Annotated in this window: 20 protein-coding genes and 1 other annotated feature; of the genes, 15 read left to right on the top strand and 5 right to left on the bottom strand. The window is 63.2% G+C overall.

Annotated features, from left to right (window positions below; all coding sequences use genetic code 11):
* Window positions 1-14: 14 nt before the first annotated feature.
* Complete coding sequence (locus tag RSPPHO_RS03690; RefSeq protein ID WP_041794029.1) at window positions 15-758, top strand: PhoH family protein; 744 nt, start codon at window positions 15-17, stop codon at window positions 756-758.
* Window positions 759-839: 81 nt separating this feature from the next.
* Here RSPPHO_RS03690 and RSPPHO_RS03685 read toward each other — a convergent pair whose 3' ends face one another.
* Together RSPPHO_RS03685 and RSPPHO_RS03680 are read right to left on the bottom strand one after the other, a co-directional pair.
* Window positions 840-2,414, bottom strand: coding sequence for an alpha/beta hydrolase (locus RSPPHO_RS03685; protein ID WP_014413936.1), 1,575 nt, complete (start codon window positions 2,412-2,414; stop codon window positions 840-842).
* Window positions 2,415-2,507: 93 nt separating this feature from the next.
* Window positions 2,508-2,816, bottom strand: coding sequence for a cysteine-rich small domain-containing protein (locus tag RSPPHO_RS03680; protein WP_014413935.1), 309 nt, complete (start codon window positions 2,814-2,816; stop codon window positions 2,508-2,510).
* Window positions 2,817-2,981: 165 nt separating this feature from the next.
* On the opposite strand from RSPPHO_RS03680, the gene RSPPHO_RS03675 reads away from it, so the two are divergent.
* From RSPPHO_RS03675 to RSPPHO_RS03635, 8 genes are all read left to right on the top strand, one after another.
* Complete coding sequence (locus RSPPHO_RS03675; RefSeq protein ID WP_157879071.1) at window positions 2,982-3,737, top strand: glycosyltransferase family 25 protein; 756 nt, start codon at window positions 2,982-2,984, stop codon at window positions 3,735-3,737.
* A 93-nt stretch (window positions 3,738-3,830) separates the two neighbouring features.
* Window positions 3,831-4,811: a TRAP transporter substrate-binding protein gene (locus RSPPHO_RS03670; protein WP_014413933.1), complete on the top strand. Its 981-nt coding sequence runs from the start codon at window positions 3,831-3,833 to the stop codon at window positions 4,809-4,811.
* Between the two features lie 61 nt (window positions 4,812-4,872).
* Window positions 4,873-5,844, top strand: coding sequence for a TRAP transporter substrate-binding protein (locus RSPPHO_RS03665; protein WP_157879070.1), 972 nt, complete (start codon window positions 4,873-4,875; stop codon window positions 5,842-5,844).
* Between the two features lie 46 nt (window positions 5,845-5,890).
* Entirely contained in the window at window positions 5,891-9,232 is a 3,342-nt protein-coding gene (locus RSPPHO_RS17515) for a response regulator (protein WP_051013616.1), read from the top strand.
* Between the two features lie 631 nt (window positions 9,233-9,863).
* Window positions 9,864-10,153 (top strand) — a sequence feature (16S ribosomal RNA rRNA prediction is too short).
* Between the two features lie 163 nt (window positions 10,154-10,316).
* Window positions 10,317-10,877, top strand: a complete 561-nt coding sequence (locus tag RSPPHO_RS03650; protein WP_014413929.1) for a L,D-transpeptidase family protein — start codon at window positions 10,317-10,319, stop codon at window positions 10,875-10,877.
* The gene (locus RSPPHO_RS03645) at window positions 10,874-11,437 is read left to right on the top strand and encodes a GNAT family N-acetyltransferase (RefSeq protein WP_041794023.1); all 564 of its coding nucleotides are present in this window, start codon (window positions 10,874-10,876) and stop codon (window positions 11,435-11,437) included. Before RSPPHO_RS03650 ends, RSPPHO_RS03645 begins: the two co-directional genes overlap by 4 nt.
* A gap of 143 nt (window positions 11,438-11,580) precedes the next feature.
* Window positions 11,581-12,630, top strand: coding sequence for an efflux RND transporter periplasmic adaptor subunit (locus RSPPHO_RS03640; protein ID WP_041794021.1), 1,050 nt, complete (start codon window positions 11,581-11,583; stop codon window positions 12,628-12,630).
* A gap of 90 nt (window positions 12,631-12,720) precedes the next feature.
* The gene (locus RSPPHO_RS03635; RefSeq protein WP_014413926.1) at window positions 12,721-15,816 is read left to right on the top strand and encodes an efflux RND transporter permease subunit; all 3,096 of its coding nucleotides are present in this window, start codon (window positions 12,721-12,723) and stop codon (window positions 15,814-15,816) included.
* Window positions 15,817-15,858: 42 nt separating this feature from the next.
* On the opposite strand, the gene RSPPHO_RS03630 is transcribed toward RSPPHO_RS03635, so the two are convergent.
* Window positions 15,859-16,866 carry an ATP-grasp domain-containing protein gene (locus tag RSPPHO_RS03630; RefSeq protein WP_041794018.1) on the bottom strand — a complete coding sequence of 336 codons (1,008 nt, stop codon included), beginning with the start codon at window positions 16,864-16,866 and terminating at the stop codon, window positions 15,859-15,861.
* A gap of 210 nt (window positions 16,867-17,076) precedes the next feature.
* Here RSPPHO_RS03630 and RSPPHO_RS03625 point away from each other — a divergent pair, with 210 nt between their 5' ends.
* The 6 genes from RSPPHO_RS03625 (at window position 17,077) to RSPPHO_RS03600 (ending at window position 21,222) form a co-directional block, all read left to right on the top strand.
* Window positions 17,077-17,655, top strand: coding sequence for a TerD family protein (locus RSPPHO_RS03625; RefSeq protein WP_014413924.1), 579 nt, complete (start codon window positions 17,077-17,079; stop codon window positions 17,653-17,655).
* A 12-nt stretch (window positions 17,656-17,667) separates the two neighbouring features.
* The gene (locus RSPPHO_RS03620; protein ID WP_014413923.1) at window positions 17,668-18,252 is read left to right on the top strand and encodes a TerD family protein; all 585 of its coding nucleotides are present in this window, start codon (window positions 17,668-17,670) and stop codon (window positions 18,250-18,252) included.
* 28 nt (window positions 18,253-18,280) lie between these two features.
* Window positions 18,281-19,168: a TerD family protein gene (locus tag RSPPHO_RS17510; protein WP_242390564.1), complete on the top strand. Its 888-nt coding sequence runs from the start codon at window positions 18,281-18,283 to the stop codon at window positions 19,166-19,168.
* Window positions 19,143-19,535: a hypothetical protein gene (locus RSPPHO_RS20850; RefSeq protein WP_242390563.1), complete on the top strand. Its 393-nt coding sequence runs from the start codon at window positions 19,143-19,145 to the stop codon at window positions 19,533-19,535. Before RSPPHO_RS17510 ends, RSPPHO_RS20850 begins: the two co-directional genes overlap by 26 nt.
* Window positions 19,536-19,563: 28 nt before the next feature.
* Window positions 19,564-20,016, top strand: coding sequence for a tellurite resistance TerB family protein (locus RSPPHO_RS03605; RefSeq protein WP_041794016.1), 453 nt, complete (start codon window positions 19,564-19,566; stop codon window positions 20,014-20,016).
* Window positions 20,017-20,208: 192 nt separating this feature from the next.
* The gene (locus RSPPHO_RS03600) at window positions 20,209-21,222 is read left to right on the top strand and encodes a TerC/Alx family metal homeostasis membrane protein (protein ID WP_014413920.1); all 1,014 of its coding nucleotides are present in this window, start codon (window positions 20,209-20,211) and stop codon (window positions 21,220-21,222) included.
* Window positions 21,223-21,264: 42 nt separating this feature from the next.
* On the opposite strand, the gene RSPPHO_RS20420 is transcribed toward RSPPHO_RS03600, so the two are convergent.
* Window positions 21,265-22,788: a methyl-accepting chemotaxis protein gene (locus RSPPHO_RS20420; protein WP_014413919.1), complete on the bottom strand. Its 1,524-nt coding sequence runs from the start codon at window positions 22,786-22,788 to the stop codon at window positions 21,265-21,267.
* Entirely contained in the window at window positions 22,785-23,174 is a 390-nt protein-coding gene (locus tag RSPPHO_RS17505) for a hypothetical protein (RefSeq protein WP_014413918.1), read from the bottom strand. Before RSPPHO_RS17505 ends, RSPPHO_RS20420 begins: the two co-directional genes overlap by 4 nt.
* Between the last annotated feature and the right edge of the window lie 76 nt (window positions 23,175-23,250).

Genomic DNA, 23,250 nt, shown 5'->3' with positions numbered 1-23,250 from the left:
TCAGAGAGGTCGTTATGGCCAAACGCTCCCGCGCCGTTCCTTTCCGGCCCGACTCCGGCGACGATGCCACCGCGCCCGTGCATCCCCTCGGCCTGTGGGATCCCTTGCGCGGGGAGGAGGAGCGCCGCGACCAGAGTTTTCGCCGCACGGTGCGTCCCCATAACGAGAACCAGCGCCGATTGCTGGAAGCCATGGAGCGCTTTCCCCTGACCCTGGCCTTGGGACCGGCCGGGACGGGCAAAACCTATTTGGCCATTGCTCGGGCGGTGGAAGCCCTGGAGGAAGGCTCGGTCGATCGGTTGGTGCTCTCGCGCCCTGCCGTCGAGGCCGGCGAAAGCCTGGGCTACCTGCCCGGGACCTTGGAAGACAAGCTTCTGCCCTACCTGCGCCCGCTCTACGACGCCCTGGCCGATCGCCTGGGCGGCAAGCGACTGCGTACCTTGCTGGGCGACGGCACCTTGGAAATCGCCCCGCTCGCCTACATGCGCGGGCGTACCCTCAATCGAAGCTTTATCGTCGTTGATGAAGCCCAAAACTGCACCTATGCCCAAATCAAGATGGTCCTGACCCGGCTTGGCTGGCATTCGCGCATGGTGATCACCGGTGACCCGGATCAGACCGATCTCCTGCCCGGCCTTTCCGGTCTGGCCGAGGTCGCCCAGCGCTTGCAGGCCCTGGACGAGGTGGGGGTTGTGCGGTTGACCCAACACGATGTAGTCCGCCATCCCCTGGTGGCCTGCTTGCTGGAGCTGTTGTAGGGAAGGGCGTGTCTGTTCGAAGGACGCGGGGGGCTACCGCGCGCCCCGTGTCCCCCGAAACAAGCGCCCCGCCTGCGTCTCCTAATCCCCCACCACAGGAAAGATCGCGGCGATGGCCAGGGCGAACGCCACGGCCAGAGCCCCGGCCCCTCCCGCCACATGGCCGGTGCGTTGCCAAGTCCAGCGTCCGAACAGGCCAAAGACGATCAGCATCACTGCCAAGGCCGGGACCAGAATGATCAGAAAGAACAAAGACTCGAAATCGAGGGCAATGGCGAGTCCCAGCGAGAACAGGAACAAAACGCGCGTGAGGATGGACCGGCCTGTGTGGCGCCGGGGGCCGCGGACCAGGGTTTCATCGGCGAGGAAGTAAAGCCCGGTGCCCACCAGGGCAATCGGGATCAGGGGCAGGCGCGAGGCGCTGGGAGCAACCGCGGTGACAAACGTGTCAACCGGTCCCCCGAAGGCCAGCAGGGTATAAGCGCACACGAGGCTTCCCCCCACGCCCAGGCGGATCCAGCCCGCCCGGTCAAGACGCGGCCAGCCGGGCGGGATCCACCCGTGGGTGTGATGGAGCCACCAAAGGCCACCAGCAGTCAGCAGGCCATACACGGCGCAATGAACAATCAGATAGTCGCCGACCAGAGTGGGCAGAAAGTCGGTCGGCAGAGGGCGTAGAATAAGCGGGGTGAGGACCGCCGGTCCCAGCGCTACCGGGAGAAAATGGCGCCACGCCAGGGCGGGCCCGCTGGGCGGCGGGGCGACTTTGGGAAGAAGGGAAGCCAGCGGCCACGCCAGCAGGAGAACGCCGCCCAGCAAGAGCCCAATCCACGGGAGGCGGGCCGGGGCCGGACGCGCCTCGCCCCGGTGGAACACGTCGTTGAGCCAAGCAACCGCTTCGGCCGACGCGGCCCGGCTGAACAGCACCCCAATATGCTCGACCCCCGGGGCAATGGCGTAGCGTCGGGCGGTCCCTTTATCGCGGTTGCCATAGGTCACCGCCGGCTGGGGGGCGGCGAGACCCGCGACCATCGCAACCGCGCGCAGGGCCTCGCCTTTCACAAGGTCGGACTCCAGCCCGCCCACGAGGACCAGCAGGTTGGCAGGAGAGGTTTCGGTCACGGCGGGAGAGAACATGGAAACGGCGATGGTCGCCGCCACCGCCGGATCCTCGTTGGCGTAGCGGACCACGATGTCCGAGGCCATGGAGTGGCCCAAAACCGCCAAGCGGGGCTGGTCAGGCACCAAGGTGAGGGCATACTGGGCGACCTGATGCAATTGATTCAACAGGTAGACCGTGGCCCCATCAATGAGGGCGAGGTCGCCGCTCAACGGCTCCGGGTCGCGACCATGACCCAGGGCATCGAACGTCACCGCGACGTAGCCGTTGCGCGCAAGGGCAATGGCAAAGCTGTCCATCAATTGCTGGGATCCAGCAAAGCCATGAGCGATCACGACCGCCGGCCCCGAAGGACCCGCCGCAGGTCGGAAAATGGTGACCGGCGTCTGATCGACAACGGTTTTTTCGATGCTCAGATCGGCCAGGGGGGCGAGTAGCCGGGTCAGCCCAAGAACGATCAAGACCAAGCCGATCGCCGCAACCACGGCACGTCGTGCCCAAGAGGGCAGCGGAACGGCCCTGCGGGGTGGCGTCATTCCGTCATCCCATCCGTAGGCCCCATAAGGGGCGGGTGAAGCTGGGGAGGCGTCCCCAGGGGGATATCGTTGTTGCCCCCGGGCCGCGTCAAGTCAACGCCGCCGGCGGGTTTGGGGGTGACCGGCCCAGGGAACCGGTTTTGCCAGCCACTTCTGAATGAAGTTCCAGGAGGCATGGTAGCCATCGTGGGGGAGGGTGCAGGCGGTACAATTCTTGCGCACCAGTCCGTTACGATCGGTATACAGCTCATAGGGGCCCGGACACTCGTAGGCGATGAGCGGGCAATAGCAAAACAAACAATTGAACTCGCGCTTGATCCCCTGGTGGCATGGCAAAAAAGGACAGTTTGAATTCGTAAAACCCTTGTAAGCCTCGTTAAGGGTTGTGTCCTTGGGTTCCATGGCGCACTCCAGCAGGGCCTGGGGGAAGGCGATCCCGCACTGTCGCCTACCCCCCGCCCCGGTTCAAGGGGGATGACCGCCGTCAGACCAGGGGCCGCCGATTGACGCCACCGCCCGGTCCGGGCTATGGCCCCGCGCCAGGAAAGCCATCAGAGGGTGTCCACCATGACCTTCGGCCTATTTGTCATTAATCTGGCCCGCTCCACGCAGCGGCGCGAACGCATCTTGGGCTCTTTGGCCGAGGTTGGCCTGGAGGCCCAGATTTGGGAGGCGGTGGACGGGGCCACACTCGATCCGGCTCACGCTCCCCGGTATGACCAACACGAACGACGTCGGCGCTTTGGCCACGACCTTACCCCCAATGAGATCGCCTGTGCCTTGAGCCACCTTGGCTGTATCGAGGCAGCCTGGAAATCAGGACTCGAGAAGGTCTGCATCCTGGAAGACGATGTCACCGTGGTGCCCGAGTTCCCCGACGTTCTCAAAGCCTGTCTGGCCCTGCCGCCTGGGGTGGATATGGTGAAATTTTATGGGCTGCGCCACCGCCGTCACCGCGTGGTGTGTTCTCTCACCCCGACGCATTCCCTGATTCGCCCCCTGCACGCCACCTGTGGGACCCAGGGGTATTTGCTCGATCGGGTAGGGATGGAAAAAGCCCTGGCGGCGTGCTCGCCTCTGGTGATGCAGATCGATATCTCCTTGGATCGCTACTGGGAGAACGGGATGCGGTTGTTCGCGGTCTCGCCCGCCCCCTTGATCGAACCAGGCAGCCTGCCCTCGGACATCCAGGCCCCGCGGGTGGACCCCTGGCGGGCCGATCGGGACCATCGCCTGCGGCTACGGCTGAAGGCTCACAAACTTCAAGACAGCATTCGCCGTCACTGGAGCAATCTGACGGGGGGGTTTAATCGTCTGCCGTGATTTTCGCGGTATGACCCCACGCGGCTAGCGCGTGCTTGGAAAAAAGGGTGTATCCTTTCCCCTGGGCATGCACAGCCAGGGAGGCCAACCATCATGAAGCACTGTGCCGTTTTGGCGGTCATTGTGGTGCTTCTTGGAGGAGGCGTGGGTTTGGCGCGCGAGGAGAGCCGCCTGGAGACTCTGGGAGTCGGCTGTCTGGGGCAGGGCGACAGCGCCTTGCATCGGGTTGTTCATTCCTTCATCGCCGATGTCGCCTTGCGGTTATCGGACGCCTTGACCTTGGAGGATCGCTGCACCACGGCCCTTGGGAACGAGGGCGATCTTTGGCAGGCGGTTCGCCTGGGGGCCATGGATCTCGCGGTTCAAACAACCTCCGGCCTTGTCCCGTTTGTTCCCGAACTCGGGATCTTGGATATCCCCTATCTGTTTCGTGACGCCGGCCACGCCGGGCGGGTGCTCGACGGGCCGGTGGGCGAACTTCTGGCGGCCCGACTGCGCGACCAAGGGGTGGTGGTGCTGGGCTTTTTCGAACAAGGCCTGCGGCATATCACCACCCGGCATCGCCCCGTGCGCGAGCCGTCCGACCTGAAGGGGCTGACGTTACGCATTGTGCCCACGCCCGTGTTCGAGACCATGTTTCGCAGTCTGGGAGCCGAGGTGGTCACTCTGAATTGGGGAAGCCTCTATACCGCCTTACGGGATGGTTGGGTGGAGGGGCATGACAATGCCGTGCTGACCCTTTCCGCGTTTCACCTGAACGAGGTCCAGTCCGTGGTGTCCCTCACCGGCCACGTCCGGTCTCAAGGGGTTATTTTAATTAATTCAGAGTTGTTTTCTGGCTTGTCGGGAGCAAAACGGGCGGCCTTGCTTGCTGCCGCTCGGACAGCGGGCCAGCACTCGCGCGAAAACCAGGAAATGCGCGACGCGGCGATCCTCGCAACCTTCAAAGCGAACGGGATGGACGTCGTGACGGTGGACCGACAAGCCTTCGCTCACGCCCTGGCCCCGCTGGAAGGAGAATGGGAGCGACGGTTCGGTCGCGACATTCTTCACCTGATCCGCGAGACCCCCTGACAACGGAAAGGACACCATGGGACGCCTTATGAAGGCTCTGACTTTGGTTGGGGGGGGGTCCGTGACGCTTTCCCTCATGGGACAGGACATGCCGGCCCGGGCACAGCCTCCCCAAGATCGCACCTTGATTCTTGGGCATATGGGGGGCAGCCGTAGTCCGCAGCATCTTTTGACCCAGGTCCTTGGCGACACCCTCAAGGGCCACCCAGCCACGCGCCAAGTCACCCTCGAAGAGCATGGCGGTGGGACCATGGGGGATGACCTGGACCTGTGGCGCGCCGTTAGCCTGGGGGCGATCGATCTGGCGGTGGTCACTGTGCCAGCCATCTCTTCCCATGTCCCAGAGCTTGGGGTGCTCCTGGTTCCGTTCTTGTTTCGGGACATGCGTCATGCGGCCAAGGTCTTCCATGGGCCTCTGGGGGAGGGGGTCGGGCAGGCCGTGGGGCGGGAGGGGCTGGTCCTGCTGAGTTTTGTCGTGCGCGGATTTAACCGCCTGACCAATGCCCGCCGTCCGGTGCGTCGCGCCGAAGATGTCAGGGGGCTGCGGGTGCGGATTATTCCCAATCCGATTTACAACCTGACCTATGCCGCCCTTGGAGCCCAGGTGGTGCCCATGGCTTGGCCCGCGGTCTACGGCGCCCTCGACGATGGACGGATCGATGGCCAGGAAAACCCCCTTCTGTCGCTGGCCGGCCAGGACTTTTCGCGTGTGCAAAAGTACCTGTCGCTGACAACCATCAGCCAAAACCCCCAGATCCTGGTCATGAACGCAGAGGCTTTCAGGGCGTTGTCGCCCCAGGAACAGGAGGCCCTGACCTCCGCCGCGCGAACGGCGGCTCGAAGCATTGATGCCCGGCTGGAGGAGGGAGAGGCCGCTGTTTTGGAAGGTTTCCGGCAAGAGGGAATGGAGCTGATAGAAAACGTTGATCACGATACCTTTCGGGTTGCCTTGGCACCCCTGGAGCCAGAATGGGAGGCCCGATTTGGGGCAGATCTCCTGCGCCGGCTGCGTGCAGCGGCGGATGAACCGTGAAGATCAAAGGGCCCGGATAACCCTATGATGAAAATCAGGAGGGGACGTGGATTCGGTTGATCGACTTTTTTCTTTTTTTGGCATAACGGCACGGACCCTGGGGGGCTTTTTTGTCCTCGTGGTTTTCATGGCCGGTCTGTCCGTGTTGTCCTGGCACCATCTGGTCGAGATCGAGCGCACGACCCAACTGGTCACCCAGGCTGCGACGGCCGAGGCCGTGGCCGGGCGCATTGCCACACGGATTGATCGCATGAACCGCTCGGCGCGGGTTTTTTTGCGTTCGCGTGATATGGCCGACGTGGCAGCAGCGCGAGAAGCCTCCCTGGAAACCGGGAGCGCTCTTGACGCTGCCGTCGCTGAAGTCGCTGGCGTTTCCGTGTTGGGAGAACAATCATCGGTTTTGCGCGAGGGGTTAGCCCGCTATGCCCGCGCCTTGGAACGAGCCGCATATGCCACCGAGCGGCAAAGTCGGGCCATCGACGATGTTCTGGCCAAAGGGGCGCCGCTGGCAACCCTGACCCGGGCCTTAACCGAGGCCGGCTTCCGGGAAGGCGATCCGTCGATGGTGCGGTCCTACGCTCACCTTGAAGCGTTGTTTCAAAACAGCCGGGCGGCTCTGTCTCGCTACATCATGACGGTCCAGCCCAATGACGCCGAGAGCGCACGCGACGAAATGGACCGCTTTATGGCGGCCCTCGGAAGCATGCGCCCTACGGGTTTGCCCAGAGTTGACCGGTTTTTAACAGCACTCTCGATCAGTACGCCCGCTTACCGGTTGGCTGGGGATGCCGTTTTTGAAGCCTTTGTGGCGAAGCAGCGGGCTGAAGCTGAACTGGGGCAGACCACAGATATCCTGGATACGGTGATCCGGGGCGTGAAACAAACCCTTGCCCGCGCCCGCGACGAGGCCACCACGGCGCAAGGCGAACGGATCGCGGCCTTGCAACGCCTTGCAATCAATGCAGCCGTGCTGGCTTTGATCGTGGCAGTGGGCTTGACGTGGTTGATCGGGGGATCTGTGACCCGCCCGATCCGGCGGATGACCCACGCCATGCAAGCCCTGGCGGGGGGGGCTTTGGATTTTCCCATCCCAGCCCTCGGGCATCGTGACGAGATCGGTCATATGGCCAAGGCGTTGGAGGTTTTCCGCGAAAACGCAAAGAGAGTCCGCTGGGCCCGCGAGGAGGCTGAGGCCGCTACGTTAGCGAAAAGCGAGTTTCTGGCCAACATGAGTCATGAAATTCGGACTCCCATGAATGCGGTTATCGGTATGACCAGTCTCACTCTCAAGACCTCTCTGTCCGATGGCCAGCGTGATTATTTGAACAAAGCTCTGGGGGCGGCAAAAATTCTTATGATTATTTTAAATGACATTCTTGATTTTTCAAAGATCGAAGCGCGGCAAATGAGTGTGGAGTCCATCCCGTTCGATTTGGATGCCGTTGTCGATACGGTCGTCACCGTGGTGGGATTGGCGGCGGAACAGAAGGGGCTTGATCTGGTGGTGGCGGTGGACGCTGACGTGCCGCGTCACCTGATCGGGGATCCGCTACGCCTGGGGCAGATTTTAATTAATCTTGTAAATAATGGAATTAAATTTACCCAGCAGGGAGAAGTGGAGGTCGCTATCTCTGTAAAAGGTATCAAAGAAGAAAGGGGAGGGATCACCCTGTCTTTTGCGATACGTGATACAGGAATCGGCATGACTAGCGACCAGCACGATAAACTTTTCAAGCCATTCCATCAAGGTGACAGTTCTATTACCCGCCGCTACGGTGGCACCGGCCTCGGCTTGGCCATCGTCCGCTCCTTGGTCACCCTCATGGGAGGCACCCTCTCTGTGGACTCAGTTTTCGGGGGCGGCAGCGTGTTTACCGTCGAGCTCTCTTTTGATTCCCTTGTGGACACCCCAGAGTTCCAGGACGATCAGATCCCAGCAAGAGGGCAGGCGGTCCTGATTCTTATCAAGAACGAGACACGTCGGCGCGCTGTCGAAAACTATCTTGCCGCCTTGCGTTTCTTTCCCCTGGGCGTGGCTACGGAAGCAGAAGCTGTTACCGCCCTCGAAAAAGGACGGGACGTGGCTCTGATGGTGATCGATGCGGACCCGGGGCAGGGGGGCTCCATGATGCGGCGCCTGCATGCGGTGCCTCAGGCCGGTACAGCGGCGTGCATCTTCTTGGTCCCCTTGGAGCACGAGATGGCGCCGCACGACCTCACCCACGAGGCCCGGGTCGCGCTGCTGACGAAGCCTGTGACGGCGCCGCGCCTTGCGCATGCGGTTCGTCTGGTATTGGGAGAGGAGGGGGAGGGCGTCTCTTCAACTCGGCCGGTCGCGCTGCGTCGCTGCCTGGAAGGGGTAAGGATTTTGATTGTTGAGGACAATCCCCTCAACCTTCAAGTTTTAACAGAAGTTCTGATCGACGCCGGTGCTCATGTCGAGGGCGCCAGCGGCGGAGAGATGGGGTGGCATAAAGCAAGGGAGCTGCTCCCAGACGTTGTCCTTATGGATATTCAGATGCCCGATGTCGATGGTTTGGAGGTTACAAGGCGCCTGCGCGTCGCCCCCCTCACGCGGGACTTGTTGATTTTTGCCATGACGGCCCACGCGTTACAAAGTGACCGCGACCGGTGCTTCGCCGTGGGAATGAATGATCATTTGAGTAAACCGGTCGATCCCGACACGCTGGTGGCGATGATACGGCGTTGGATATCTCCTTCCATCAAAGAAGGAACGGGGGGGGTGGGATCTCTTGGGGGCGTGCCAGCCTCTGTGCCGTTTGTTGTGCCAGGGTTGAACGTGGAGCGGGCTTTGGAATTAACCGGGGGACAGGTCGATCGCCTAAGGCGGGTGATGCACGAGTTTCCCCGTCAAAATAATGATATTGCGGATCGGCTCGCTTTGTTTTTTGCCCAGGGCCACTTTAGCGAAGTTGCCCGCTGTGCCCACGGGCTAGCATCCAGTGCAGCCTATATTGGCGCCGAAGCTCTCTCCAGCCAAGCTCAGGCTTTAGCTCAAGCGGCCCAAGCCGAAGATACACGCGATGTCGGGGTGATCCTGGCAGGGGTAACGCGAGAACTTGTGCATGTTATTGATATTCTCCACCGGAGTGAGCCGGTTCTCTTCCTGTATAAAGGTGAGAAACTTTCAGACCCTGTTGTCGTGCGGGATAAAATCGAGAGGCTTTTCCCGTTGGTCATGGCAGGAGACTATGCCGCAGAAGAAATAATTAATTCATTGATGGTCGATTTGGCAGAGACGTCAGCTTCTATCTTTGTTGAAAGGCTTCGGGAGCGTTTTTTTGATCTTGATATTGAATCGTCGATACATTTTCTCAAGGAGCTTCAGGAGATGATAAGCGACGTTGAGTTGGAGAGGCGGTCTTGAGGCGAGGCTGCCCCCTCAGTTTTTTTTGCTTGCAGTAGCCGGGGGAGACCTCTATAACCCGCCCTCTCGACGCACCGACAACGGCGCCGAGGGGGTTCGGGGGCAGGCTCCTCGGGTGGTGTAGCGGCTTTTTTCCTTTTGGAAACAACAGCTAAACGGATCCGGGAAAAAGGCCTTGACGCTGGAACGGGGCGGGGAGTAGTTTCCTTGCCTTCCGGGTTGACCGCCCGGGGCGCCTTGCTGGTTTTGGCCGGTGTGGCGGCCCTGAAAAAAGCGGTTGACACGATGGGGCGGTGCTAGTAAAAACCGCCGCCTTGGTGACGACGAACGAAGCATCGGACGATGTGACGGTAGTCGAAACTAAGTGGTTAGTCAATATTGCCGGTTCGCCGGTCTGCTGTTTGACATTGTAAAAGAAAACGCGATCGAAAGAGATGGGCGGGCGGCTCTCGGGGAACCGGGGCTGTCGGAAGAGAGATCTTCCTCAACCGCTCATCTTGAGTAAGACGAAAAGAATATCGACTCGTTCGATACCTTTGAAGTTCTTATGGCCAAGTATAAGTGATTGAGAAAAGGCTCGGCTTTCGAGGTTAACTTGAGAGTTTGATCCTGGCTCAGGACGAACGCTGGCGGCAGGCCTAACACATGCAAGTCGAACGCATCCTTCGGGATGAGTGGCGCACGGGTGAGTAACACGTGGGAACGTACCTTGGGAGTACGGGAATAAGTCCCTTGGAAACGAGGGACTAATACCCGGTATACGCCCTTCGGGGAAGGAAGTTCGCTCCAAGATCGGCCCGCGTCCGATTAGCTAGTTGGCGGGGTAACCTCCGTGCCGGCGCCGTCGCTCAACCCGGCTTTGGTGAGCGCCCCCGCTCCGACCTCGACCCCGGCGGCGACGGGGATGCCGAGTGCCACGCCCGCCGCCGCCACCACCGGCAAGGACGAGCCCCTGGCCACGTCGGGGGATCAGGGCTGGTACGTGGGGCGGATGATGAAAAATCTGGAAAAGTACCAGAAGGCCCGCGATTTGAGCGATCGGACCAAGCCAGCCACCGACGCCTGATCAACCCGGGACGCAAAGATGCAACTGAACGAGATTGTGGTGGAAGCCCCGGGCACCCTGCACGCGGGCGACGTTGTGATGTCCTGCCGCCTGGGGCGTGGGGGCGTGCGCGAGGACAAGCACGAGGGCGACGGGGCCACCCCGGTGGGGCGCTACGCGCTGCGCCGGGTGTATTACCGGCCCGATCGCGAGGCGCCGCCGGCCACGGCCTTGCCGGTGGTGGCCCTGGATCCGGGCTTGGGCTGGTGTGACGATCCGGCCCATCCGGCGTATAACCAGCCGGTGCGCCTTCCCTTTCCGGCAAGCGCCGAGACGATGTGGCGCGAGGATGGCCTGTACGATTTGGTGGTGGTGATCGGTCACAACGACGACCCCGTGGTTCCCGGGGCGGGCTCGGCGATTTTCATGCACGTTGCCGCGCCCGAAGGAACCCCCACGGCGGGCTGTGTGGCTTTGCCGGTCGAGGCCCTGCGGGCGTTGTTGCCGCGCTGTGGCCTTGAAACGGTCCTGGTCGTGGCCTCGCCTTGTTCCTCCACCCCTCTCCCCCCCTCTTGTGTCACAGGAAAAGAGCCCGAATGACGGTAATCCGGGCGGCCTCGTTGGCGGATGCGGCCGCGTTTCAAGCCATCTATGCCCCGTATGTGCTGGAGAGCACGGCGACCTTGGAAAACGTGCCGCCCACGGTCGAGGAAATGCGCGGGCGTCTGGCGCCGATGCTGGACCAGGGCTACCCGGTCCTTGCCGCCGAGCGCGACGGCCGGGTGATCGGCTATGCCTATGCCGGCCCGGCCCACAAGCGACCGGCCTATCGGCCCACGGTAGAGAACACCATTTATCTGGCCCAGGGAGAGACGCGCGGCGGCGTCGGCGCGGCCTTGATGGCCGAGTTGTTCGCGGCGGCCGAGGCGGCGGGGTTTCGCCAGATGATCGCGGTCATTGCCGACGCCGAGAACCGGGCCTCGCTGTCGTTTCATGCCCGCCAGGGGTTCGAGCAAGTCGCGCACTGGCGCGCGGTGGCCTGGAAGTTCGGGCGCTGGCTCGATGTCTTCCATTATCAGAAGACGTTGGGGGGTGGCGATCGCGTGGCGCCGGTCGAGGATGGTCCGGCGTGTCCGGCGGGACCGCCGACGTTTCGGTAAGAAAAAAGGATAAGGCTGGGGAGGCGCGGCCTCCCCAGGCCCCTCGGTCTCTTTGGGGGGGCTAACCCGCTTGTAACTTGACCCTTGGTCGGGCGACGGGGACCCTGAAGGCTCTCTCTTGCCGAAAAGGGATACTGCGGTTCATGACACGGATGGGTCAGGTTCTGTTGTCCTTGCTGATGGTTGCGGCCGTGGGTGGGGGGATGGTGGGGTGGAACACGGTCGGGCCGGCGGCGCCACCAGGGGGATCCAAGGCCCCGGGCGCGCCGCTGGTTCAAGTGGTTAGCGTCGCCCGCCAGCCGGTTCAGGATCTGATCGAGGCGGTGGGGACAACGCGGGCCCAGGCGGCCATCGACATTCGGCCCCTGGGCAGCGGCCGGCTGGTCGAGGTGGCCTTTTCTCCCGGGGCAGCGGTGGCGGCCGGGGCGGTGTTGGCCCGGCTTGATGACGAGACAGAGCGGGCCGACCTTCGGGAAGCCGAGGCCACCGTGGTCCAGGCCACCCAGGCCTTGGATCGGGCGCGGCGACTGCGTGCCACCCAGGCCCTGGCCCAAGTCTCCCTCGACGACGCCCAAGCCCGGGCGCAAGCCGCCCAAGCCGGGGTGGAACGGGCCCGCAAGGCGTTGGCCGAGCGGGTGATCCGGGCCCCGTTTGCCGGGGTGGTGGGATTTCGCGAACTGGATGAAGGGGCGCGGGTGTCGGCCGGGGATCTGCTGACCACCTTGGATGACCTGTCGGTGGTCGAAATCACCTTCGCCGTGCCCGAGCGGCACTATGGCCTGCTGCGCGTCGACCAGCGGGTGGAGGCCACCACCCCGGCGTTTCCCGGCCGGGTCTTTGCCGGCACCGTGATGCACATCGACACCCGCGTGGGCGAGACCTCGCGGGCATTTCGCGTGCGGGCTTCGCTGCCCAACCCCGAGCGGCTGCTGCCGGCTGGGCTTTCGGTCAATGTCTCGGTGGAGGTCGCGGCGCGCGAGGCCCTGATGGTGCCGGAAGGGGCGGTGATCGCCGAGGCCGGTGGCGGCGCGGTGTATGTGCTCGACGGCGACCGGGTCCGGCGGCGCTCGGTGCGCCTAGGCTTGCGCCGCGCCGAGACGGTCGAGATCGTCGAGGGCTTGAGCGCCGGCGACACGGTGGTGGCCCAGGGCCTTCAGCGCCTGCGCGACGGCAGTGCGGTGCGCCTGCGCTAATGAAAAAAGGGGAGGTCTGGAGGCGTCCGCCTCCAGGCAGGAGTTTGAGGGCGGCAGCCCTCAAGTCACCGTCATCCCGGGAGAGACCCCATGGATTTCAGCACGTTTTTTCTCCGGCGCCCCGTCTTCGCGACGGTGGTGTGTTTGTTGATTGTCTTGCTGGGGGTGGCGGCCATGGGGCGGCTGCCGCTGCGCGAACTGCCCGATGTGGACGCGGCCATTGTGACCGTGACCACCGAGTATACCGGCGCGGCGCCCGAGATCGTCGATACCGATGTCACCGAGGTGGTCGAGAGCGCGGTGGCCGGGGTGTCGGGGGTGCGCACCCTGACCTCGCAAAGCCGGCGCGGTCTGGGCCGCACGGTGATCGAGTTCGAGCCCGGGGTGGACATCGACGCGGCGGTCAACGACGTGCGCGATGTGGTGGCCCGGGTGCGCGGCGACCTGCCGGAAGATGCCGACGAGCCGCGCATTGCCAAGAGCGACACGGATTCCGACCCGGTGATGCGCCTGAGTTTGACCAGCGCCTCCCTGTCGCCCTTGCAGTTGAACGACATCGCCGATCGCTTCATCGTTGATCGCTTGTCCACCCTGGAGGGGGTGGCGGAGGTGGATTTGTATGGCGAGCGGCGCCAGGCCATGCGGATCTGGCTCGACCGCCGTGCCCTGGCGGCCCGCGCCCTGACGGTGCAGGACGTGGAAAGCGCCTTGCGTCGCAACAACGTCGAACTGCCGGCCGGTGATTTGGAGAGTGCCAGCCGCCTGTTCACGGTGCGCACCGAAACCCTGCTGCGCTCGCCCGAGCAGTTTGCGGCCATCGTCATCCGGGTGGTGGAAGGCTATCCGGTTCGCCTGCGCGACGTGGCCCAGGTGGAGCTGGGGGTGGAAAGCGACGACACGGCGGTACGCTCGGCGGGCAAGGCGGCGATTGGCCTGGGGATTTTGCGCCAGTCCACGGCCAACACGGTGGCGATCTCCGAGCGGGTGCGGGCCGAGGTGGAGAGGATCGGCGCGATCTTGCCCGAGGGGACGAGCCTGACGGTCAATTCGGATGAGGCGATCTTTATCAACCGCTCGATCCATGAGGTGGTGCTGACCTTGGTGATTGCCGTGGTCATCGTGGTGCTGGTCAACTTTGCCTTTTTGGGCTCGGTGCGCGCGACCTTGGTCCCCAGCGTGACCATTCCCGTGGCCTTGATCGGCAGCTTTGCCGGCATCTGGCTGCTGGGATTTTCCATCAACATCCTCACCTTGCTGGCGCTGATCCTGGCCATTGGCATTGTGGTCGATGACGCCATTGTGGTGTTGGAGAACATCCAGCGGCGGATTGAACACGGCGAAAGCCCGCTGGCGGCGGCGGCTCTGGGCACCCGGCAGGTGACGTTTGCGGTGATTGCCACCACCTTGACCCTGATTGCGGTGTTTGTGCCGCTGTCGTTCAGTGGGGGGGCGGTGGGGCGCCTGTTCACCGAGTTCGGGGTGGTTATGGCGTGCTCGGTGGCGTTGTCCATGGTGGTGGCCCTGGTGTTTTGCCCGCCGCTGGCGGCCGGGGTGTTGAGCGACGCTAGCCACGAGGGCCGGCTGGCGCGCGCCGTCAACCGGGTCTTGAGCGGCCTCACGGCGGGCTATCGGCGGGCCCTGACGGTGGCCCTTAACATGCCGCTGGTGGTGCTGGTGGTCGGGGCCTTGTGTGCCGGGTCGTCGTGGGCGCTGTACGAAGCCTTGCCGCGTGAGCTGACCCCGGCCGAGGATCGCGGGGTGTTTTTTGTCGCGCTGACGGCGCCGCAGGGCTCCAACACCGCCTACACCGATGCGCAAGTCGCCCGGATTGAAACGGCCGTGGCCCCCCTGATGGAAAGCGGGGTGGCAGAAAGCGTGATGGCGATCATCGGGGCCGGGCGCCGGCCCAACCGGGGCACCGTGGTGGTGCGGCTCAAGGACTGGAGCGAGCGCGAGCAAAGCGCGATGGCAGTGACCCAGCAGATCAGGCGCGATCTGGGGCAAATGACCGGGGCCCTGGCGACGCCGCAACTGCCGGCTGGCCTGGGCCTGCGGGGCAGCCGCACGCCTTTGCAGGTGGTGGTGGGAGGACCTGACTTCGAGCAGGTCAAGTGCTGGGCCGATGCCCTGCTGCGCCGCGCCCAGGAGAACCCCCGCCTGATCAATCCCGAACTGGACTACGAGCCCAACCAACCGCAGATTTCGGTGAGCATCGACCGCGACCGGGCCGATGATCTGGGCATTGGCGTCGAGACGGTGGGCCAGACCCTGCAAACCATGATGGCCAGCCGCGAGGTTACGCGCTTTGTCGATCGGGGCCGGGAATACGAGGTAATCGTCCAGGCGAGGGCCGAGGATCGCAGCACGCCGGCCGATCTGTCTCATACCTTTGTGCGGGTGGGCCGGGGCGAGGCCCTGGTACCCTTGGACGCCCTGGTGAGCCTGACCGAGACGACCAGCGCGCCCGAACTCAACCGCTATGGGCGCATGCCGGCCATCACCTTGTCGGCGGCTCTGGTGCCGGGCTACGACATCGGCTCGGCGATCAACGACCTTCGGGCGGCGGCTCTGGAGGTTTTGCCCCCCGAGGCAACCTTGTCGTATGCCGGCCAATCCAAGGAGTTCCTGGAGACCTCCGGGGGAGTGATGACCACCTTCCTGATGGCCCTGCTGATCGTCTATCTGGTGTTGGCCGCCCAGTTCGAGAGCTTTATTCATCCATTCATTATTCTCCTCTCGGTGCCGCTCGCGGTATCGGGGGCATTGTTCTCGCTGTGGGTCTCGGACAACTCCTTGAATGTCTACAGCCAAATCGGCATTATTTTGTTAATCGGTCTGATGGCCAAGAACGGCATCTTGATCGTTGAATTCGCCAACCAGCTTCGTGACGAAGGCCTCTCGGTGCGCGAGGCCATCCTCGAGGGAGCGGCGTTGCGGCTGCGGCCCATTTTGATGACGGTGGTGTGCACGGTGCTGGGTGCGGTGCCGCTGGCGGTGTCGTCGGGAGCGGGGGCGGAAAGCCGGGAGGCCATTGGGGTGGTGATCATCGGCGGGCTGGGCATCGCCTCCCTGCTGACCTTGTTCCTGACCCCAGTCCTCTACGACCGGCTAGCCCGCTTCACCCGCTCGGCCGGCGCCGCCGGAGAAGCCCTGGAGGCCGCCCTGGCCGAAGCCGCCCAAAAATGAGGGGTCTGGGGAGGCCCGCCTCCCCAGCCTTGCTTCTTTTTTTTAAACCACACAACACCCTTGCGTCGGCGCCACCCGTATCCCCCCCTTCGGCCACGGGATCTCCTGAGGATCGACATCCCCAGCCGCAAGACGGACCGCCCAGTAAGGAAAAGCGACCCCGGACTGACAGCTATAAAGAAGACCGCCCGACATCCGACTATTGATCTCCAGCAAAAAGGGGAGGCCCTCCCCTTCTTTGGTCTGAATGTTGAACAGTCCGTTGAGACCAAAGCGACGGCAAAGTTTTTCCGCCATGACCAACGAGGGTCCTTCGACTTCCAGGTTTTGGTAAGAGCCCATCTTGACTCGGGCGACAGCCCGCACCATCTCCCCGTCATGAGCAAGGACATCCACACTGCGTTCAACACCGGGCAAATAGGCCATGAGCAGCATGGGTCGTTTTTGTGCAGAGTCGGCCAGCGCCTGGCGAAAAGCGGTCAGGCCCAAACGGTCGGTACCCCCTGAGACGAGTCGGGAGAATTCCTTGTCGTTCGTTTCCAGCCGACGAAACCCCGCGCCGTATACGCCGACGCAGGGCTTGACGCACAGGCGTTCGATCTGGGGGCTGAGGGCTTCCCAGGCGGCATCAAACTCCTCAAGGGTGCAAAAGCGGCGGTAGGGAGGCAAGGCAATGTCGCTCCCGGCGAGGGCGTCGTAGAGGCGGTCCTTGTGTTCGGCGAGCGCCATGAGGGCGGGGGGCCCCATCACCGACAAGGCAACGCCCTGGGCCACGAACTGGTCGCGGGCGGCTGCGAGGACCGTGCGGCGATGTTGGGGCAGAAAGACCTTCACGTCATGGATCCGGCATTGCTCCAAGCACCACGCGGCATAGGCGTCGTCGGGGAGGTCGCGGGGTTCCAGATCGATTTCGTCGGCGATGGTGGACAAGGCCGAGGGCAGGGAGGGCACGGTGGTGCGGAGGCGAAAGCGGCTCTCACGATCCTGAGCCCGGATCTGACACAGGGCATCGTAGGTATTGGAGAGTCCCTTATTGAACCAGACTTTCATGCGCGGATCTTTCATCGGGCAAGAGCATCGATAGGCATTGTATCAAAAAACACTGTTACAAGAGATTAATCAATTTGGGGTTGACAGGGAAATACTTGCTGTTGATCATCCCGGTTGATCGGGGCGGACCAGTTTTTTGCCTCGTGGTTTTAGCATGGCTTTCCTGACGGCACTGTGCCGCAAGAAGCCTCTTCAAGGAAGGAGTGACGCATGGCTGTTTCGCTGTCCAAGGGCGGGAACGTCTCGTTGAGCAAGGAAGCGCCGGGTCTGACCGCGATCGACGTGGGTCTGGGCTGGGATCTGCGCGCCACCGATGGCACCGATTTCGACCTGGACGCCTCGGTCTTCCTGCTGTCCGCCGCCGGCAAGGTGCGGTCCGACGCGGATTTCATTTTTTACAACAACAAGAGCACGGCCGATGGCTCGGTGGTGCACAAGGGCGACAACCGCACCGGCGAGGGCGCGGGCGACGACGAAGTGGTGTTCATCGACCTGGCCAAGGTCGCGGCCGATGTGCAGAAGGTGGCCTTTAGCGTCACCATCCACGACGCCGAAGCGCGCAAGCAGAACTTCGGTCAGGTGAGCAACGCCTATATCCGCGTGCTCAACAAGGCCAACGGCGCGGAAATCACCCGCTACGATCTCTCCGAGGATGCCTCGACCGAAACGGCGATGATCTTCGGCGAACTCTATCGCCACGGCGAGGAGTGGAAGTTCAAGGCGGTGGGTCAGGGCTTTGCCGGCGGTCTCGGCCCCCTGGCGCAGAATTTCGGCGTGAACCTCGGCTAAGGAGAAGCCCACATGAGCGTGTCCCTGAGCAAGGGTCAGAAGATCAGCCTGTCCAAGGACGGCGCCGCCTTGCAGCGTCTGTTCATGGGTCTGGGCTGGGACGTGGCCAAGAAAGGCGGTTTCCTGGGCGGCCTCTTTGGGGGCGGCGGCGAGGAGATTGATCTGGACGCGTCCTGTCTGGTGTTCGACGACGCGGGCGCTCTTGTGGATCAAATCTGGTTTCGCCAGCTCAAGGGCCTAAACGGCGCCATTGTCCACACGGGCGACAACCGCACCGGCGAGGGCGACGGCGACGACGAGGTCATCAAGGTGGACTTGGCCGCCCTGCCCGCAGAGGTCAAGGCGCTGGTGTTCACCGTCAATTCGTTCCGGGGGCAGACCTTCGACAAGATCGCCAACGCGACCTGTCGGGTGGTCGATGACCAGAGCGGGCAGGAACTGGCCCGCTTTACCCTGAGCGAAGCCGGGTCCCACACCGGGTTGGTGATGGCCAAGCTCTATCGCCATAACGGCGAATGGAAGGTCCATGCGATCGGGGAAAAGACCACGGGTCGCACCTTCCACGACATGATGCCGGCCATTCAGGCCGCGCTGTAACCGCGCCATTGGGGAGGAGAGCGCACGGATGAGTGTCATAACCTTGACCCCCGGAGCCAACGCTTCGGTTCCTGACCTGCCGGGCCTGATTTTGGCGGTGGGCTGGATGCCGCAGGCCCCGGCCGGCATGGACATCGATGCCTCGGCCTTTTTGGTCACCGAGGCGGGGACGGTGCCGTCGGATGAACACTTTGTGTTCTACGGCGCCCAGACCGCTCCGGGGGGCGCCGTGCGCTTTCTTCCCACGGCGACCACCGGGGATGCGGGGGATCGACAGGCCTTTGTCATCACCCCGGCCAGCGTGGCGCCGGAGGTCGCGTCGATTGATATCTGCCTGACCATCCACGAAGGTCAGGCGCGGCGGCAATCCTTTGGCCAGTTGACGGGGCTGCGGGCGCGCTTGCTCAATGCCGCCGACAACAGCGAGATCGCCCGCTTTGCCCTGCCCGCGGCCGGCATGACCGAGACGGCCATTACCTTGGTGCGCCTGTACCGGCGGGCCGGGGCGTGGAAGATCCGCGCCGTGGGCCAGGGCTTTGTCGGCGGTTTGGCGCCGCTGGCGCGTCAGTATGGCGTGGATGTGGCCGAGGACGCGGCGCCTCCCTCGCCGCCCCCTGCCGCTCCTCCTCCCCCTCCCCCCGCCCCTCCCCCCCGCCCGCCCGGTGTCCCTGAGCAAGGTGACCTTGGAAAAGCGCGGCCAGTCGATTTCCCTGGAAAAAAAGCAAGAGCGGGGCTTCGGCGAGATCCGTATCAATCTCAACTGGTCGCGGGGCGAGGCCAAGCGCTCGGGCGGTCTGTTGGGCGGTCTGTTCGGCGGCAATCGTGGCATCGACCTGGATCTGGGCTGCCTGTGGGAGGCTGCCGACGGAAACAAGGGGTGCGTTCAAGCGTTGGGCGGCACCCTTGGCGCCTATGACGAGCCGCCCTATGTTCGCCATGCGGGCGACGATCGCACCGGCGATCGGCCCGAGGGGGAGAACATGACCGTCAACGGCGACCATCTGCCGCGTCTGCGCCGTATCCTCATCTACGCCTTTATTTACGAGGGAGTTCCCAACTGGGCGGCGGCTGATGGCGTGGCCATGGTGCGCATGGCCGGGCATCCCGATATTGAGGTGCGCCTGGACAGTCCCGAGGCGAACCAGGGCCTGTGCGCGATTGCCATGCTGGAAAACGACGGCGGGCGGCTCAAGCTGACCAAGGAAGAGCGGTACTTCCGCGATCACCGGGAGCTGGACATGGCCTATGGCTGGGGTCTGCGCTGGGTCGCCGGATCGAAATAGGCCGGATCGCAAGAAGAAGGATGAAGAGATGTCGTTTACCGATTGGTTGAAGCGCAACGTTACCGAAGCGCGCGACACCATGAATGCCGAGATCACCAAGTTTAAGTCCAAGGATTTCCTTGAGGCGGTGGTGGCCGGCTGTGTTCTGGTGGCGTATGCCGACGGCAACATCACGCCGGAAGAAAAGCAGAAGATGATGGGTTACATGAAGACTTCAGACCAACTGAAGTTCTTCGAGCAGGGCGATATCATCAAGCTGTTTCAGTCTTACGTCGAAAAGTTTGATTTCGATCCCACGATCGGCACCGGCGAGGTGATGCAGGTCATCGGCAAGTTCAAGGGCAAGCCCCAGGCGCAGTTGATCGTGCGCGTGTGCTGTGCCATTGGTGCCGCCGATGGCGACTTCAGCGCGCCCGAGCAGGCCGTGGTACGGCGGATGTGCTCCGAATTGGGCCTGACACCGTCGGACTTTGGGTTGTAAACTCGCGTTTGTTTTTGTGCGTTCCGCTGCCCTCGGTCCCGCCTGGGACCGGGGGTTTTGGTGTAGGCTCTTTTCCTCAAGGGGAACCTGAGAGACGGGTGGTCCCTCAGGAAGAGGAAAGGCTGGGGAGGCGAGCCTCCCCAGACCCCTCGATCCTTGGGGGATAAAAACTCACTCTAGCCGGGAACATCCATGGCTCACTTTGGTTTTCCTCTGGAAACCGTGATCATCTTCTTCGTTGCGATCGCGTTTTCCGTTTTCATGGATCTCTTTGCCCATCGCCACGCCAAGGAGATCACCCTGCGCGATGCCGGGCTGTGGTCCTTGTTCTGGGTTGCTTTGGCGCTGACTTTTTACGGCTACCTGTGGCTGCGCTTTGAAAAGCAATGGGCTGACCTCTATCTCGCCGGCTACGCCCTGGAAAAGGCGCTGTCGGTCGATAACCTGATGGTGTTTATGGCGATCTTTGCCTCGTTTGGCATCCGGGGCGCCTTGCAGCACCGCATTTTGTACTGGGGCATCATCGGCGCCTTGGTCTTTCGGGCGGCGTTTGTCGGTGTGGGCTCCAGCTTGTACATGCTCGCGCCGTGGGTGGGTTTCGTGTTTGCCGCCATCGTGGCGTGGACCGGCTGGAAGATGCTGACCGCCAAGGATGCCGAGGAGGACGTCCACGACTACTCCGACCATTGGTCGGTGCGGCTGACCCAAAAGGTCATGCCGGTGTTTCCCCGTCTGAATGGCGAGCATTTCTTTGTGCCGCACAAGACGGCCGAGGCCCTGGTCCAGGCCAACCCGGCGATCAAGCTACCGGCCAAGGCGGCTCTTTATGCCACCCCGGCCTTTTTGTGCTTGATGGCCATCGAGACCTCCGACGTCATGTTTGCCTTCGACTCGGTGCCGGCGGTGATTGCCGTGACCCAGGAACCCCTCCTGGTCTACGCGGCGATGATTTTTGCCGTTCTTGGTCTGCGCTCGCTCTACTTCGTGCTGGCGGCCCTGACCCGCTATCTGGTGCACCTGGAAAAGGCGGTGATCGCCTTGTTGTTCTTCATCGCCTTCAAGCTGACGCTTCAGGCCGGCGAACACGCCTTTGGGTGGGACTTCCTGCACATCAGCCCGATGGTCAGCCTGTTGATTGTTTTGGGGACTCTGGCCGCGGGGGTTATTGCCTCCTTCATCTGGCCGGAGCAAGAAGAGCAGGCCTAAAAAGACCGAGGGGTCCGGGGAGGTGTGCCTCCCCGGCCTTCTCTACCCCTTGCGAACTTCCTCCAGGAAATCCCCCACCTGTTTTTGAAGCGTCCCCGCTTCCATCCCCAAGGTCGCGCCGGCGTCGGCCACGGTACGCGACATGGCGGCGGCCTGCTGGACGGCCGTTTCAATCCCCACCATATTTTCCGACACCTCCCGGGCGGCGGCGGCGGTTTGGCGCAGCGTTCCCGCAATTTCCCGTGTTGCGGCACCTTGGGTCTGAACGGCGGTGGCGACGCGCCCGGTAATGCCGTCCATTTCGCGAATGGTGGCGCCGATCCGGCCGATGGCGGTCACTGCCTCCTGGGTCGCGCTTTGGACGCCCCGGATCTGAGAGCCGATTTCGTCGGTGGCCCGCGCGGTCTGGGTGGCCAGGGACTTCACCTCGTTGGCGACCACAGCGAACCCTTTGCCGGCGTCGCCGGCCCGGGCCGCCTCAATGGTGGCGTTGAGGGCCAGGAGGTTGGTTTGCGAGGCGATATCGTTGATCAGGCCGATGACCTCGCCGATTTTTTGCGACGCTTCCGCCAACCCGCGCACCTTGTCGTTGGTTTCCTTGACCGAGGCCACGGCCTCGGAGGCGATCCCGGAGGAGCGATTGACCTGTTGGTCGATGTCGCCCAACGACGCGCTCAAGGTCTCGACGGTGTCGGAGACGGTGCGCACGCTTGAGGACAATTCTTCAAAGGCGGCGGCGACGACGGTGACACGCTCGCGGGCTCCGGCCACGGCATTCGAGAGGGTTTGCGAGGCACCGCCCAGATCCTGGGTCGAGCGGGTGACGGTGGTGATGACGCTTCCCACCTTGTTCTGGAACCCATCGGCCAAGGTGCGGGTGTCGCGCATCCGCTGGGCTTCGGCCTCGGCTGTTTTGGCTTCGTCAAGCCGGGCGAGGCGGGAAGCCTCGGCGCTGGCGGCCTGGGCGTGTTGAATGGCGGCGTGCGAGTCGTTGAACAAACGGTAAAGCCGCACCGAGAGCCACAGCAACGGCCCGCCCACCAAGACGACATAGGCGGCATGGATGAGAAAGTGGCCCAGGACAAAGCTGTCGCTGGGCCACACCAAAAGCGGGAACCCAAGCGACAGGATAACGTGGTGGACGGTGGCCATGAGATTGACGATCAGAATGCTCCGCCAGCAAAAATAGGCCAGCAGTTGAGCGTTCAAGACAAAAAAGACCATGTGGCCATCAAGGATGAACCCGTCGGGGGTCCCTCCCAGCGTGTAGAGCAGGACCATCCACTGGGCCGTGAGAACGGTGGCGATCGTGGTGCGGGTTCGTCGGCCCACCGCATCCTTGAGCCAGAGCCCGGTCGCCACGATCGCGAAGCCCACCCCGATCCCCAGCGCCCCGATCAGCGACTTGTCGAGATAAACCGCAAGGCCGGGGAGGACGGCGGCGAACACCCAGGTCAGCCCGATAAAAAACCGACTGGCCACCCGGCGGATGGCGATGAGGTCGGGGGACATGCCGCCTTCGGCGGAAGGGGGCGAGAAGGAAGAGGGGGAAGAAGATACACTCATGAGCGCTCTCCGGCACCGGAGGAGGACGACAAGCCCACGGTGGAAACGGGTGTGGGCACGCCACAGCCACCGACCACCCGGGGATCAAGAAGGACCCACGCGCCCGACGCCAGGGCGCGCAGGGCGTAATCCGAGCGCTCGGGAACCACGACAAGGACACTGGGAAGGGCGCCTTGCCGGACAATCCGCGCCCCGGCGGCGGCGGCGGCGCTAAACGCCTCGGTGGCGGAGGTCCAGGGCGGATACACCACGGCCACCGCCTTGGCCCCGGGGTCGGGAAAAACCGTGAGAGGAATCACCACAAGAAAGGCCGCAACAGCCAGGAAAGCCGGGCAAATCCACCAGCGGCCAGGCTCATGGTCAGTTCTTGGCACAACAGCGGACATGGCATGCCCCCTTGGCGTCAGAGAAAGTCCAAAAATAACTAATAATCCATAGACGCAGTAGAATGCTAGCCCCTCA

Source organism: Pararhodospirillum photometricum DSM 122 (assembly GCF_000284415.1).
Classification (GTDB): domain Bacteria; phylum Pseudomonadota; class Alphaproteobacteria; order Rhodospirillales; family Rhodospirillaceae; genus Pararhodospirillum; species Pararhodospirillum photometricum.
This window is presented reverse-complemented; position numbering and strand designations above follow the sequence as displayed.

What these genes read in the sequence shown, in the direction of transcription:
- RSPPHO_RS03690 (WP_041794029.1), top strand. Translation starts at nt 15, where the DNA reads ATGGCCAAACGCTCCCGCGCCGTTCCTTTCCGGCCCGACTCCGGCGAC.
- RSPPHO_RS03685 (WP_014413936.1), bottom strand. Translation starts at nt 2,414, where the DNA reads ATGACGCCACCCCGCAGGGCCGTTCCGCTGCCCTCTTGGGCACGACGT.
- RSPPHO_RS03680 (WP_014413935.1), bottom strand. Translation starts at nt 2,816, where the DNA reads ATGGAACCCAAGGACACAACCCTTAACGAGGCTTACAAGGGTTTTACG.
- RSPPHO_RS03675 (WP_157879071.1), top strand. Translation starts at nt 2,982, where the DNA reads ATGACCTTCGGCCTATTTGTCATTAATCTGGCCCGCTCCACGCAGCGG.
- RSPPHO_RS03670 (WP_014413933.1), top strand. Translation starts at nt 3,831, where the DNA reads ATGAAGCACTGTGCCGTTTTGGCGGTCATTGTGGTGCTTCTTGGAGGA.
- RSPPHO_RS03650 (WP_014413929.1), top strand. Translation starts at nt 10,317, where the DNA reads ATGCAACTGAACGAGATTGTGGTGGAAGCCCCGGGCACCCTGCACGCG.
- RSPPHO_RS03645 (WP_041794023.1), top strand. Translation starts at nt 10,874, where the DNA reads ATGACGGTAATCCGGGCGGCCTCGTTGGCGGATGCGGCCGCGTTTCAA.
- RSPPHO_RS03640 (WP_041794021.1), top strand. Translation starts at nt 11,581, where the DNA reads ATGACACGGATGGGTCAGGTTCTGTTGTCCTTGCTGATGGTTGCGGCC.
- RSPPHO_RS03635 (WP_014413926.1), top strand. Translation starts at nt 12,721, where the DNA reads ATGGATTTCAGCACGTTTTTTCTCCGGCGCCCCGTCTTCGCGACGGTG.
- RSPPHO_RS03630 (WP_041794018.1), bottom strand. Translation starts at nt 16,866, where the DNA reads ATGAAAGTCTGGTTCAATAAGGGACTCTCCAATACCTACGATGCCCTG.
- RSPPHO_RS03625 (WP_014413924.1), top strand. Translation starts at nt 17,077, where the DNA reads ATGGCTGTTTCGCTGTCCAAGGGCGGGAACGTCTCGTTGAGCAAGGAA.
- RSPPHO_RS03620 (WP_014413923.1), top strand. Translation starts at nt 17,668, where the DNA reads ATGAGCGTGTCCCTGAGCAAGGGTCAGAAGATCAGCCTGTCCAAGGAC.
- RSPPHO_RS17510 (WP_242390564.1), top strand. Translation starts at nt 18,281, where the DNA reads ATGAGTGTCATAACCTTGACCCCCGGAGCCAACGCTTCGGTTCCTGAC.
- RSPPHO_RS03605 (WP_041794016.1), top strand. Translation starts at nt 19,564, where the DNA reads ATGTCGTTTACCGATTGGTTGAAGCGCAACGTTACCGAAGCGCGCGAC.
- RSPPHO_RS03600 (WP_014413920.1), top strand. Translation starts at nt 20,209, where the DNA reads ATGGCTCACTTTGGTTTTCCTCTGGAAACCGTGATCATCTTCTTCGTT.
- RSPPHO_RS20420 (WP_014413919.1), bottom strand. Translation starts at nt 22,788, where the DNA reads ATGAGTGTATCTTCTTCCCCCTCTTCCTTCTCGCCCCCTTCCGCCGAA.
- RSPPHO_RS17505 (WP_014413918.1), bottom strand. Translation starts at nt 23,174, where the DNA reads ATGTCCGCTGTTGTGCCAAGAACTGACCATGAGCCTGGCCGCTGGTGG.